The 13,414-nt window shown below is 60.1% G+C and carries 8 protein-coding genes; 6 read left to right on the top strand and 2 right to left on the bottom strand.

Going from position 1 to position 13,414, the window contains the following annotated elements:
* Positions 1–3: 3 nt before the first annotated feature.
* The 3 genes from AC244_RS16935 to AC244_RS16945 all read left to right on the top strand — a co-directional run bounded on the left by AC244_RS16935 (position 4) and on the right by AC244_RS16945 (position 5,165).
* Entirely contained in the window at positions 4–1,035 is a 1,032-nt protein-coding gene (locus AC244_RS16935; RefSeq protein ID WP_053249995.1) for an L-idonate 5-dehydrogenase, read from the top strand.
* Positions 1,036–1,244: 209 nt separating this feature from the next.
* Complete coding sequence (gndA, locus tag AC244_RS16940) at positions 1,245–2,669, top strand: NADP-dependent phosphogluconate dehydrogenase (protein WP_053249996.1); 1,425 nt, start codon at positions 1,245–1,247, stop codon at positions 2,667–2,669.
* A 549-nt stretch (positions 2,670–3,218) separates the two neighbouring features.
* Entirely contained in the window at positions 3,219–5,165 is a 1,947-nt protein-coding gene (locus tag AC244_RS16945; protein WP_053249997.1) for an elongation factor G, read from the top strand.
* Between the two features lie 266 nt (positions 5,166–5,431).
* Here AC244_RS16945 and AC244_RS16950 read toward each other — a convergent pair whose 3' ends face one another.
* Positions 5,432–5,806, bottom strand: coding sequence for a VOC family protein (locus AC244_RS16950; RefSeq protein ID WP_053249998.1), 375 nt, complete (start codon positions 5,804–5,806; stop codon positions 5,432–5,434).
* Positions 5,807–6,254: 448 nt separating this feature from the next.
* On the opposite strand from AC244_RS16950, the gene AC244_RS16955 reads away from it, so the two are divergent.
* Both AC244_RS16955 and AC244_RS16960 read left to right on the top strand, forming a co-directional pair.
* On the top strand, positions 6,255–7,352 hold the full coding sequence (locus tag AC244_RS16955; RefSeq protein WP_053249999.1) for a branched-chain amino acid ABC transporter substrate-binding protein: 1,098 nt from the start codon (positions 6,255–6,257) through the stop codon (positions 7,350–7,352).
* A gap of 83 nt (positions 7,353–7,435) precedes the next feature.
* Positions 7,436–9,904, top strand: a complete 2,469-nt coding sequence (locus tag AC244_RS16960; protein WP_053250000.1) for an adenylate/guanylate cyclase domain-containing protein — start codon at positions 7,436–7,438, stop codon at positions 9,902–9,904.
* Between the two features lie 105 nt (positions 9,905–10,009).
* Here the strand turns inward: AC244_RS16960 and AC244_RS16965 are convergent, their stop codons facing one another.
* A complete protein-coding gene (locus AC244_RS16965) occupies positions 10,010–10,939 on the bottom strand; it encodes an AraC family transcriptional regulator (RefSeq protein WP_082366883.1) in 930 nt (309 codons plus the stop codon).
* 535 nt (positions 10,940–11,474) lie between these two features.
* Here AC244_RS16965 and AC244_RS16970 point away from each other — a divergent pair.
* Complete coding sequence (locus tag AC244_RS16970; protein WP_053250002.1) at positions 11,475–12,917, top strand: DUF1254 domain-containing protein; 1,443 nt, start codon at positions 11,475–11,477, stop codon at positions 12,915–12,917.
* Positions 12,918–13,414: the final 497 nt, after the last annotated feature.

Genomic DNA, 13,414 nt, shown 5'->3' on the forward strand with positions numbered 1-13,414 from the left:
AAGATGAAAGCCGTTGTCATTCACGCCGCCAAGGATTTGCGGATCGAGGATCGCGAGACGGAGGCCCCGGGACCGGGCCAGGTCGAGGTTCAGATCGAAGCCGGCGGTATCTGCGGATCCGACCTGCACTACTACAACCATGGCGGCTTCGGCACGGTGCGCCTGCGCGAGCCGATGATCCTCGGCCATGAGGTCGCCGGCACGATCAGGGCGCTCGGTGACGGTGTCCGCGGCCTCTCTATCGGTGACCGGGTGGCCGTGTCGCCGAGCCGCCCCTGCGGGACGTGCGACTATTGCCAGCGCGGTCAGCAGAACCATTGCCTGAACATGCGCTTCTACGGCAGCGCCATGCCGATGTCGCATATCCAGGGAGCGTTTCGGCAGCGCCTGGTCGCCGAGGCGTGGCAGTGCCACAAGGTCGCTGATGGCGTCTCGAGCAACGAGGCGGCACTCGCCGAACCCTTTGCCGTGACCCTTCACGCCGTGGCGCGCGCGGGCTCTTTGCTTGGCAAGCGGGTTCTCGTCACCGGCTGTGGGCCGATCGGGGCACTGGCGATCATCGCCGCGCGCGTTCACGGTGCGCGTGAGATCGTCGCCACCGACGTCATGGACGGCGTGCTTGACAAGGCGCTATCGATCGGAGCCGATCGGGTGATCAATGTCGCCAACAATCCCGATCAGCTCGCCGCCTACGCCGCCAACAAGGGCACCTTCGATGTCCAGTTCGAGGCCTCGGGAAATGCGCAGGCGGTGCGCTCCGGTCTCGACGTCCTGAAGCCGCGATCGGTGCTCGTCCAGCTCGGGCTGGGCGGCGATGTTGCCATCCCGCAAAACCTCGTGGTGGCAAAAGAGATCGAGATGCGCGGCACGTTCCGGTTCCATGAAGAGTTCGGGCTGGCCGTCGATCTCATCAACGCCGGCCGGGTGGACTTGACCCCATTGTTGACCGGGATCTTCCCCCTGGAAGACGCGGTGCGTGCTTTCGAGACTGCCGGCGACCGCAGTCGTTCGATGAAAGTGCAACTCGCCTTCTAGTCGCCATTGCTCCAGGCGACCGCGGGATCCCACGATCGCCTGGAGCCTTCACCCCGAGCGCTCGGAAACATCACCTAAAGCGCGTTGCGGTTAAGCAGCGTCGTGCAACGCGCTTTAACTGTTTGATTTTACGCATGTCGTTATCGCAAAACCGCTGCGCACTTTTGCGCGACATGCTCTAGCGTCCAATCTCCTGAGGAGGCAATCACGTGTCACAGGCGGAAATCGGCCTTATCGGTCTCGGTGTCATGGGCTCGAACCTGGCGCTCAACATCGCTGAAAAAGGCAACAAGATCGCGGTGTTCAACCGCACCGTCGAGGCGACGCACAAATTCTACGCGGAAGCCGGCGAGCTTCAGGGCCAGATCGTGCCCTGCGACACCATCGAAGCGTTTGTCGCCGCCATCCGCCCGCCGCGCCCGATCATCATCATGATCAAGGCCGGCGAGCCGGTCGACCAGCAGATGGAAATCCTCAAGCCCTACCTCGCCAAGGGCGACATCATGATCGATGCCGGCAATGCCAATTTCCGCGACACGATGCGCCGCTTCGAGGCGCTGACGGATTCGGGCCTGACCTTCATCGGCATGGGCGTTTCCGGCGGTGAAGAGGGCGCCCGTCATGGCCCGTCGATCATGGTCGGCGGCACGGAAGACTCCTGGAAGCGCGTCGAGACGGTGCTGACCTCGATCGCCGCCAAATACGACAACGACCCGTGTGTTGCCTGGCTCGGCGAAAACGGCGCCGGTCACTTCGTCAAGACGATCCACAACGGCATCGAATATGCCGACATGCAGATGATCGCCGAGATCTACGGCATCCTGCGCGACGGCCTGAAGATGACGGCCGGCGAAATCGGCGAGGTGTTTGGCGCCTGGAACAAGGGCCGGCTGAACTCCTACCTGATCGAGATCACCGAGAAGGTCTTGAAGGCGGCAGACCCGCTGACCGGCAAGCCGATCGTCGACCTGATCCTCGACAAGGCCGGCCAGAAGGGCACCGGCAAGTGGTCGGTGATCGAGGCGCAGACCATGGGCGTGCCGGCAACCGCGATCGAAGCGGCCGTTGCCGCGCGCAGCATCTCGTCGGCGAAGGCAGAGCGCGAAGCCGCCGAGACGATTCTTGGCCTGCCGGCTGTCGGCGCGTTCGAGGTCACCGATAAGGCAGCCTTCATCAAGGACCTGGAAAACGCGCTGCTGGCCGCCAAGATCGGCGCCTATGCGCAAGGCTTTGCCGTCATGTCCGCTGCGTCGAAGGAGTTTGACTGGTCGCTGCCGATGCCAACGATTGCCAAGATCTGGCGCGCCGGCTGCATCATCCGCTCGCAGTTCTTGGATGAAATCACCACTGCCTTCACCAAGGCGCCCGATGCCGCCAACCTGATCGTCACGCCGGCCTTTGCCGCCATGGTCAAGGAAACCGACGCAGCACTGCGCCGCGTCGTTTCGGCGGCCGCCCTTGGCGGCCTGCCGGCACCGGCACTGGCCTCGGCCCTCGGCTACTTCGACAGCTACCGCCGCGGCCGCGGCACCGCCAACGTGATCCAGGCCCAGCGCGACTTCTTCGGTGCCCACGGCTTCGACCGCGTCGATGGCGCCGACAGCCATCACGGACCGTGGGGCAGCGGCGCCTAGCTGAAATGATCAATCAAAGGTCCGCGGCTCGAATCCCGTCGACGCTTTGACTTGAGGCCTCATTCGAGACTCGATTTGACCGGGCAATTGGGTGAACCCAGTCAAGGCGTTGATCCGGTGTCGGCTTTTGGGGCTGGTAGCAGACGTTCAACGTTTCACATGAGGGACGGCCGCGGCTGATACCTGCCATGTCGGCCATGCGGCATTCGGCATAAGCAACCAGACTATGCGAAAGAGCATTGGGTCGAGGAAGCCCCGCATGGACTTTGCGAGCCTTGCAAAAATCCCAGTTTTTCAACGTCGCAGAAATTAGATTTGAAATCGTCGCGTTAATCGGGAGTTTTGCAACAACCGTTGCCTGTGCTTTCCAATCTCAATCTTAGATTGAGCTGTTCTTGACATGTGTTTGGATACGGCTTTAAGTTTGCGGGCAGCTCTGCAAAGCAGCAGAGGCTTGCGAAAATCATAGTCATCAGCTCTTAGAGGCCCCAATGCGCCGAGTCCCTTCTCACGAAAATCACGTCCGAATTTCTGAGAAGTTGAGGATTCATGCGCACTATAAATCTGGGCATCCTGGCCCATGTGGATGCAGGCAAAACCAGCCTTACTGAACGACTCCTTTTTGACGCTGGTGTCATCGACAAGCTAGGCAGTGTCGATACCGGTAATACGCAGACGGATAGCCTCGCGCTGGAGCGGCAGCGTGGCATCACTATCCGGGCTGCCGTAGTTTCATTCACGATCGGCGACACGGTGGTGAATCTCATCGATACGCCCGGTCACCCCGACTTCATCGCCGAGGTCGAGCGCGTGCTTGGGCTGCTGGACGCTGCTGTGGTCGTTGTTTCTGCAGTCGAAGGCGTGCAAGCGCAGACGCGAGTGCTGGTGCGGGCGTTGCAGCGTGTTGGGGTTCCCTTCCTATTCTTCATCAACAAGGTTGATCGTCTCGGTGCGCACTACAATGAAGTGCTGCAAGCCATTGCCGGCCAACTGCCGGTTCGACCCATCGCCATGTCGGCCGTAATTGATGCCGGTAGTAAACTCGCTCAGGTAAAAGCCTTCGATCCGGGAAGCGAACCGCTTTTCACCGCCCTGTGCGAGACCTTGGCGGAAAACGATGACGAGCTGCTGCACGACTATCTGCAAGCCCCGGATCGTCTTACCGGCGAAAGACTTGACCGCTCGCTGCGGGATCAGGTTTCATGCGGTCTGGTGCAGCCGGCGTTTGCTGGCGCGGCGGTAACCGGCGTGGGCCTGCCAGCTCTGACATCGGCAATTGCGACCCTGCTGCCCGGCCATCACCTCGATCCTCATGCTGCTGTCACCGGCAAGATCTTCAAGATCGAGCGCGGATGGGGCGGCGAGAAGCTGTCCTATCTCTATCTCTCATCTGGAACGGTCCGGCTGCGGGAATATCTCAATCTGCCTCAGGGGCCGGCAAGGGTGACCGGAATCCAACTTTTCGACGCCGGCAAAGTTCACAGCGCAACCAGTTTCTGGGCAGGTCAAATTGCTCGGGTCAGTGGCCTCAGCAGCGCCCGTATCGGCGACGTGGTTGGCACCAACCGCCTCGCAGACGTCCGACATCATTTTGCGCCGCCAACGCTGGAATCTCGTGTTCAAGCGCAGCGTCCCTCCGAGAGTGCGGCGCTCTGGCTGGCGCTGAACCAGTTGGCCGAACAGGACCCGTTGATTGATCTGCGCAAGAACGAGGACACGAACGACATCTTTGTGTCTCTCTATGGAGAGGTGCAGAAGGAGGTGATCCAATCGACCTTGCTGACGGATTTTAGTCTCGAAGTGGCGTTTGAGGATAGTACAGTCATCTGCGCCGAGAGGCTCGCCGGAGCCGGGACGGGCCTTCAGATCATCTTCAAGGAGCCGAACCCATTCTTGGCGACCGTTGGCTTGCGCGTCGAACCGCGACCGGAAGGGGCGGGCAACAGCTTCGCGCTGGAAGTGGATGTTGGCCAGATGCCGGCAAGCTTCTATCGGGCAGTCGAGGAAACCGTATTCGAGACGCTTAAACAGGGTATCTTCGGCTGGCAAGTCATTGATTGCCACGTTGCCATGACCGCTGCTCGGCACAGTTCCCCGTCGAGCACCGCTGCAGACTTCCGGCAGTTGACGCCGTGGGTCCTCGCAACGGCGCTATCGGCGGCACAAACCGTTGTCTGCGAACCGTTTGACCAGTTTTACTTCGAAGCGCCCGCGGAGAATTTGAATCGCTTGCTGACTTTGCTTGCCAAGTCGGGCGCTGTCACCAAGGAATCGATTGTTACGGATGGTGTGGTGCGGCTGGAAGGGCATGTCGCCTCCGAGAGGGTTCAAGGCATTCAGCAGCAATTGCCGGGACTGACGAGCGGCATGGGCACTATGGAAACATCCTTCCATCACTATGCCCCGGCAGCCGACTCGCAGCGCTTGCGCAAGCGTTCCGGTATCGATCCATTCAACGATCGCGAGTATCTGCTCCGTTTGTCGCGAAAATCCTGACTTTCGCGGCATCCGTGAAGCACGAAGGGAAAGCCTGTCGCAAAAATCCACCGCAAAAACCGGAGAATTGCACCCTGTCTTTGCGACAGTTCACGCTTTCCGTAGGCAGGACGGACCCTGCAGCTCGCTCCATATCCTCAGCACAGGAAGCCTGATTACACAAGGTTTTGAGGTGAAGTTCGTTGCTCCAACCTGCCTCGATCCTTACTTCAAGGACGTCCACAAGTGGGCGAAGCCCGCTTGTGGACGTCCCCTCGATGGAAGGTTTAGGCCTCGGGTTCGTGGCAAACCACTTCGATGTTGTGCCCGTCCGGACCAATGACGAAAGCTGCATAGTAATTTGCGTGGTAGTGCGGGCGCAGACCAGGCGCACCGTTGTCTTTACCACCTGCTTCCAGAGCCGCGCGATAGAAAGCTTCGACTTGCTGGTGATTCTCGGCCGTGAACGCCAAGTGAAGATGCGCTGGCTTCTCCTCGGTTTGGTACAGGCACAATGAAGCCTTACCCTTTGGGCTAAGCTCGACACCGTACGTCGGTGGCCCCTCCGAGACAACGGCTACGCCGAGCGGTTCGAGTGCCTTGAGGAAGAACGCTTTGCTCGCTGCATAGTCGCTGACTCCGAATTTGACGTGGTCAAACATGAGTTCTCCTGAAGTGTGTGGGCCTGCCTGACGGAGAGGCAGCCGGAGCATGCTGCCTGCTGCGCATCTTGCAATGTCTGCTTGCGCTGCAAAGCGGTCCTTCGCGGCTGCTTTGCGTCTCAGACTTTAATGGCATGTCTCGGCCATTAATGGCAAGGAACAGAGGGCGGGGAGCCCAGAGGGGCCGCGCCCAGGGAGAGTGCCACGCACACCAGATTCTCCTCTTCCCGCTCGCTGTAGTGGCGCAGTATAACCTGCAGTCCTTCCTTGCCGAGCTCGGCTTGCAGTGCTGCGACTGTTTCAGCGAAGAAAGCATTCTGTGCGGACGGCCCGACGACGCTGACCGCGCGAGACGAGGCTGTTGCGGAAACAGCCGAGGTATCCGCACTTACGCAAAGGACTGTCGGTGTCGACTTGATTAGCGTAAGCTAACGTTAGGGGTACAGTGATGCACCGCGTGGTCACCATAGCTGTTGCCGCGCTTGCGGCTATCTACATCTGCCCCGCGCAGGCGGAGGTAGTGATCGGGGTTTCGGCCGCGATGACCGGACGGCTCGCCTGGATCGGCGAGCAGGGTCAGCGTGGGGCAGAGATGGCCGTAGCCGACATCAATGCGGCGGGCGGCGTCCTTGGCCAGCAGGTGCGCGTCATCAACGTCGACGATTTCTGCGATCCCGAGCAGGCCCTGGCGGCAGCCCGGAAACTGGTGGCTGACGGAGTGGTGTTCGTCGTCGGACATTACTGCTCGGGGGCCTCGATCCCGGCATCAAAGGTCTACGAGGGGGCGGCGGTTTTGCAGATTTCACCAGGATCGACCAATCCGCTGTTGACCGAACAGGGCCGTGACAACGTTTTTCGGGTCATAGGTCGCGACGATAAGCAGGGGATCGTGGCCGGCAACTACCTAGCCGATGAATGGGGCGAAAAGAAAATCGCGATCCTTCACGACGGCACGACCTATGGCAAGGGTCTCGCCGATGAGACAAGAAAGCAGTTGAACAAGCGGGGCGTAACCGAAGCTGTCTACGACGCATACACCCCTGCTAAGAACGACTATTCGGCGGAGATCGCTGCGTTACAGGCCGCTGGCATCGCCGTTTTGTATGTCGGCGGGTATCATGCCGAGGTTGCGCTGATTGTTCGTGCTGCACGCGACCGCGCCTACGCGCTTCAGATCATCTCCGGCGACGCCCTGGCAACCGAGGAGTTTGCGCTGATCGCCGGCCCGGGAGCCGAGGGGACCCTCTTTACGTTCTCCGCGGACCCGCGGCGAAACCCCGACGCTGCCCCGGTGGTGGAGCGGTTCCGTGCCGAAAACTTCGAGCCCGCAGGTTACACACTGCTGAGCTACGCTGCCGTCCAGCTTTGGGCGCAGGCGGTCGAGAAGGCAGCCTCGCTCGAACTGCCGGCGGTCATCGCGACACTGCGCGGACAGGAGTTCGACACTGTGCTCGGCCCGGTCGATTTCGACGACAAGGGCGACCTCACGAACCAAAGCTGGGTGTGGTACGTCTGGCGGGGTGGAGAGTATGTGCCGGTTGAATAGCAGCCCGCCACACGCCGCCGCGTCACTTGGGGCATCTTATGCAGATCAAGCCAGCGCGATCGTTCAGATTAAGTGTCGCCGCGATGCTTGAACGCCTAGGCATACGCGGCCGCCTGTTGCTGGCTTTCTTCGGCATCAGCACCTTCGCGGTGCTCGCGACGGCCGCTGCTCTTTATGCCTTCCTCCAGGTCGGCGAGGTCGTGGACAGCATAACCAGGGATCGGGTGCCGTCGGCGCTGGCGTCCCTCCAACTGTCGCGCCAAGCCGAGCGGGTCGCGGCAACTGCGCCGTCTGTACTGAATTCAACGAGCAAGGTACGGCACAACGAGGTCTCGGCTGCGATCGGGGTCGAGATGGCGCGCCTCGAGGAACTGCTTGCCGCGCTCAAGGGAGGCACGCTTGGCACGGCGGCGGTCGCCGAGATCGAGGCGGCGGTGCTTGGTCTGCGGCGCAACCTCGACGCACTCGACGACCTTGTCGCCGCCCGGCTCACCGTAGTCGCACGCAAGGAGGAGTTGTTACGCCGCTTATCGGCTACGACAATTGCGGGCCAACGCCTTCTGGCGGCCGGCATCCTGGTGATGAATTCCAAGCTTGCGCAATGGAGAACTGTCGCGGCCGACACGTCGCTCGCCTCAGACCGACGCGCGGCGGCGACTTCCGACCTGGTCGAGGCGATTACGGGCTACATCCCCCAGCAGAGGGCACACCAGGAGATATCCGCCGTCAACGACGCGCTGGTTAAGTTGGCGAACGCACCGACGCCAGGCGATCTTGCATTGATGCTCTTTCCGCTGCGCCGGTCGCTCGCCGTCCTCGAAATGGTTTCAACCGAGATCGACGAGAAGCTACGGTCCCGCTTCCAACAGCGGGTGGGCGAGTTCAAGGCGCTGATCGATGGTGGCAACAGCATACCGAAGGCGCGACAGGACGAGTTTGCCGTCCTGGCTGAGGGCGAAAAACTTCTGGCCGAAAACAATCGGTTGTCCCGCAGTCTCACCGCTGCGGTCGATCGCCTTGTCGCTGCGGCAAACCGTGAGATCGCCTCGTCCGGTCTCGAGGCTGCGGTCGTCCAGCGCTACGGCACCGGCGTTGTCCTTGGCTCGGCCGTTCTCAGCCTGTTGAGCTCGATTCTGATCGTCTGGCTCTATGTCGACCGCAGCCTTCTCGCCCGTTTGGGAAGCGTGAGCCAGGGCATGCTCGCGATCGCCGGCGGCAATCTTTGTGCGCCATTGCCTGCCGCTGGCCACGACGAAATCGGCCGTATGGCCGAGGCGCTCAGGCTGTTCCGGGACACGGCTGTCGAGGTCGAGGAAAAGAATCTGCGCGAGGTTGCTGAAGCACGCCAGCGGCTCGTAGATGCCATCGAGAGCATCTCGGAGGGGTTCGCTCTCTATGACGTGGAGGACCGGCTCGTCCTCAGCAACAGCCGCTACCGCGAACTGCTCTACAGCGATGTTGCGATCGAATTGACGCCCGGCACTACATTCGAGCACATCATCCGCCGATCCGCCGAGCGCGGCTACATCAAGGATGCCGAGGGGCGGCTCGAGGAATGGGTCGCCGAGCGGCTCTCCCGGCACCGCAATCCTGGCGAACCGTGGGTGCAGCGGCGAGGTGACGAGCGATGGATCATGATAAGCGAGCGCCGCATCACAGGCGGCGGCACGGTCGCCGTTTACTCGGACATCACGGAGTTGAAAAAGCGGGAGGAGAACCTCGCGGTGAAATCCGCAGCCCTCGAGGCGCTCTCGAGCAAGCTGGCGAAATATCTGGCGCCGCAAGTATACAACTCGATATTCACCGGCCGTCAGGACGTCAGGATCGCCAGTCAGCGGAAGAAGCTGACGATATGCTTTTCGGACATCGCCGGCTTTACCGAGACCACCGACAAGATGGAGTCCGAGGATCTCACCCAGCTCCTCAATCACTATCTGACGGAAATGTCGAAGATTGCTTTGGAACACGGCGCCACCATCGACAAGTATGTCGGCGACGCGATCCTGATGTTTTTCGGGGATCCGGAGACCCGCGGCGTCAAGGAGGACGCGCTCGCCTGTGTTGAGATGGCTCTCGCCATGCAGAAACGGATGAGCGAACTTGCAGAAATCTGGCGCGACATCGGCATTGAAACGCCGCTGCGATGCCGCATCGGCATCCATACCGACTACTGCACGGTCGGCAACTTCGGCAGTGAAGATCGCATGGACTACACGATAATCGGCGGCGCCGTGAATCTCGCCTCGCGCCTCGAGCAGGAGGCGCCGGCGGGGACAGTGCTCATTTCCTATGAGACCTTTGCGCAAGTGAAGGACACGATCGCTTGTGTCGAGCTGGGGCATGTCCAGGTCAAGGGTATCGCCTATCCCGTCGCCACATATAGCGTCCTCGATCTGAAGGCCAATCTGGTCGCCGCACGCAGCGCCGTTCGAACCGAGCTGCCGCATCTCAGACTGGAAGCGGAACCCGAGTTGATGTCTGCTGGCGAGCGAGACGAAGCCGCGACTGCGCTTCGCGACGTGCTCGATCGACTTTGCCACAAGCCTGGGTAGCGGGGTTCGCGCTCACACCCGGATCGACGACTACTACCGCGGTCACTTCGTCGACCAGCAGTGATGTGGTTTCCTGACTTTCTAGAGCGATCCAATGATCGATTTTCATTCCCGGTCCATCTGAAAGCGTGATGGCGGAACTCCCGTCCAGCGTTTGAACGCGCGCGTGAAGTGCGCGGAATCGCTATAGCCAACTCGAAAAGCGATGTCGGTCATGCTGTAGACGTCTTCGCAGATTAACCGGATCGCTTCACTACGACGCGTTTCGTCGAGCAACTCCTCAAAATCAACGCCGCAAAACTTTAGGCGCCTCTGGAGAGTCCGAGTTGACATGCCAAGGCTTCTTGCCGCAGCCGCCAGCCCCAACGCGTGACCGTCAGGGAGCCTTTCTTTGAGCAGCATCGCCGTCTTCACCGTCGAGGCTAGCGCCTCTGTCCCCTTTGAAGGCCGATTCCGGGAGGCTTTAAGAGAAAGCTCGAGCAACGCCCGATCGAACTCGATCACGTCGTAGTCGCATCCAGTTTCGATATTGGCCCCCAAACACTCCTCCAGAGCCTCGGTTCCACGGTCCGCCGAAGCTGTCAGTCGAACTCGTATTGCAGAGGGTTCACCCGCCAACAACGGTACCTTCCGCAGTACAGCGAGGCTGCCGAAGATGAACTGCCGAGGATCGAACTGGAGATGATCGGCGAAGCGGAAAATGATCCGGGAGGTTTGACCTTCCACCTGGAGGCGTACGTCTGATCCCAAGTGGATTGATGAAGCGTTGGCTGCCGCGAGAGCACATGCATCAGCCACGCTCTCTGCAGCCAGAATCGACTGTCCCCATTGGCCGAGATCACGCAGTTCGGTCAAACGTCCGACATGCGCGCCGGCGAATGGATCGCCCAGGAGGGCTGCCAGTTCGTTGGCCATGTGGAAGCACTTGGCGCGCGGGAGCCAACCATCTGCGTTTTGGAACACGTTTGGAGAGATGCCGACTCGAGCGCAGAACTCGATGGCTGAGACATCGTGCTTGGCAAGATAGGGCGCCATCGGCAGGAAAGCCCTAACTCTGATTGCGGGTGCAGAATCTTGCATGTGAGCAGCAAAGTTGGCGTGAAAAGGCAAGACATATGGCGAGCACCATAGCAATATACAGTTGAGTACTAAAGCAAATACTCAATCAAGGGGGCTGTCCTGAAATTTTCGTCGGAAGCAGGACGGATTCGGCGTGCTCGTCGATGCGCAATATTCCGAGAGAAAGGCGTCTCCGAGGTGAGCAAATGACGTGCTGACCACAGTGGTTTAGCGCGGCGCAGCCGGACTCGTACAAATGCCGGCAGTTGCAGTCGGCGGACAGTCTCGGGACCGCGCCCTCTCGTCTCTTCGTCGGCACATGCGCTCGTCGGGCCGTCGTTCCATAGCGTGTGTCGCCAAGCTGCCACCGGCTGCATCAGCAAAAAATGAACAGTGCCGTGGGGTGTGGCGTTGCGGAGCGGTTTCTACCAACCAGACGGTACGCCTCGTCGTTTACATCTTCTGAACTCAGTGCATTGCGTCGCAACTCAAATTTTGTCGGAGGGATAAAATGGATATTACACGTCGTGACTTTACGGCCGCCGGTCTTGGGGGGCTGGCAGCTACTTCTCTCGGTATGCCGGCGAAGGCCGCAGATGGTTTAGTGGCCGATTTGCCGGAGGGGCTTGACGAGTTCGCCCTGGCCGTCGAGGCCTATATTTACGCATATCCCCTGGTAACGATGGAAATGACTAGGCGTGTGATTACCAACGTCGCCGAACCCGAGGGAACCCGGGGCCCCATGGGACATTTGATCAAGCTGCGTCAGTACCCAGACGCCAAGTTTCGAGACGTGACCGCGCCCAACGCCGACACCCTCTATACCACCGCGTTTTTTGACGTGGGGGATGAACCTTGGGTGGTTAGCTTGCCCGACCTGAAAGACCGCTATGCCTTGTTTCCGATGTTGGATGGCTGGACAACTGTGTTCGACGTCCCCGGAAAGCGTACTACAGGCACCGACGCGCAGACATTCGTGGTGACCGGGCCCGGTTGGGAAGGGACGCTCCCGGAAGGCGTGATCCAGTATAAATCTCCAACGAGTATCGTATGGCTGCTTGGACGTATCTACTGCACAGGCACCGCGGAGGACTACGCCGAAGTTCATAAACTGCAGGACGAAGTGAAGCTCTATCCCTTGAGCGCGTGGGGCAAGGACTGGACACCGCCAAAAGGCAAGGTCGACGCGGCGATCGATATGGAGGCTGCCGTTCGCGAACAAGTCAACAGCATGGATGCCATCGAGTACTTCACCCTCTTCGCTGAGCTCCTGAAAAGAAATCCGCCGACCGACGCCGATGCGCCCATGGTGGCCAAGCTCGCCGAGCTGGGGATTGTTCCCGGCCAGGACTTCGACAAAGCCAAGTTCGATCCCGCGTTTGTGAAGCGCGTTCCGCAGCTCGGCTTCGCACGCATCATGATGCATTTCAAATTCAGCGACGGCGATGTGCAGGATATTGACGGTTGGGGCTTCACGACAAAGACCGGCATCTACGGTACCAACTATATCCAGCGTGCCCTGATCACCGCGATCGGTCTCGGAGCAAACCGGCCGCAGGATGCGATCTACCCAACATCGCTGAAGTCTGGCAGCGGAGTGATCAAGCGGGCATATGATGGGTCCGAGAAGTACGTTCTGACGTTCAAGAAAGGTCTTACGCCGCCGGTTTCGGGCTTCTGGTCACTGACGATGTACGACGCCGGCTACTTCTTCGTCGACAATCCTTTGAACCGCTACTCAATCAGCGCACGGCAGCCACTCAAGGCAAACCCCGATGGTTCGATCGACCTGTTTATCCAGCACGAATCGCCTGGAGCGGACAAGGAATCGAACTGGCTTCCGGCGCCCAAGGGGAAATTCATCCTCATGATGCGGCTTTACTGGCCCAACGAAAGCAATCCTTCGATCATTGATGGCTCTTGGACGATACCAGCTGTGAAGAAGGTGGGTTGATTCGTATGAGGGTGCGTGCAGCCGCAACGGGCTTGGATCGTTGCAGTTGTGCGCACCCGGCAAGCATTACGAGTACAACCTGCTCGATATTGAGGGGACGCGCGTCGATCCCTCCGAACCGTTTCCGAGCGGCAAGGTCAACATAGAGGCGAAACACGCAAGGAAGGCAGCAAGCGCGGCGCGCGGTTCAACGTCGTCATCCGCATCGACGGCAAGGAGGTGGCGAAGGGACGCGCGCCGTACTCCGCTTCGCTCCTGATTACTGCTAATGACGCCTTGGAAGTGGCTTGCCGCCTCGTATTTCGGAGGTTCAATGAGGCTTTTGTCTGAACAGGACTCAAGCCACTTTGGAGTAGATATCGAGTTTGTCGCTGGAGACGAATCCATTACGACGGTAGAAGGCAGGTGCGTACAGGAGTTTAGGGGCGCGCGTTGACTGTACCGCTCTGGTCAACGATTTGATCTCCGTGAGGCGCATGAGGGCCTTCGAAGGCATC

The organism is Ensifer adhaerens (genome assembly GCF_001270265.1).
Taxonomy (GTDB): domain Bacteria; phylum Pseudomonadota; class Alphaproteobacteria; order Rhizobiales; family Rhizobiaceae; genus Ensifer; species Ensifer adhaerens_B.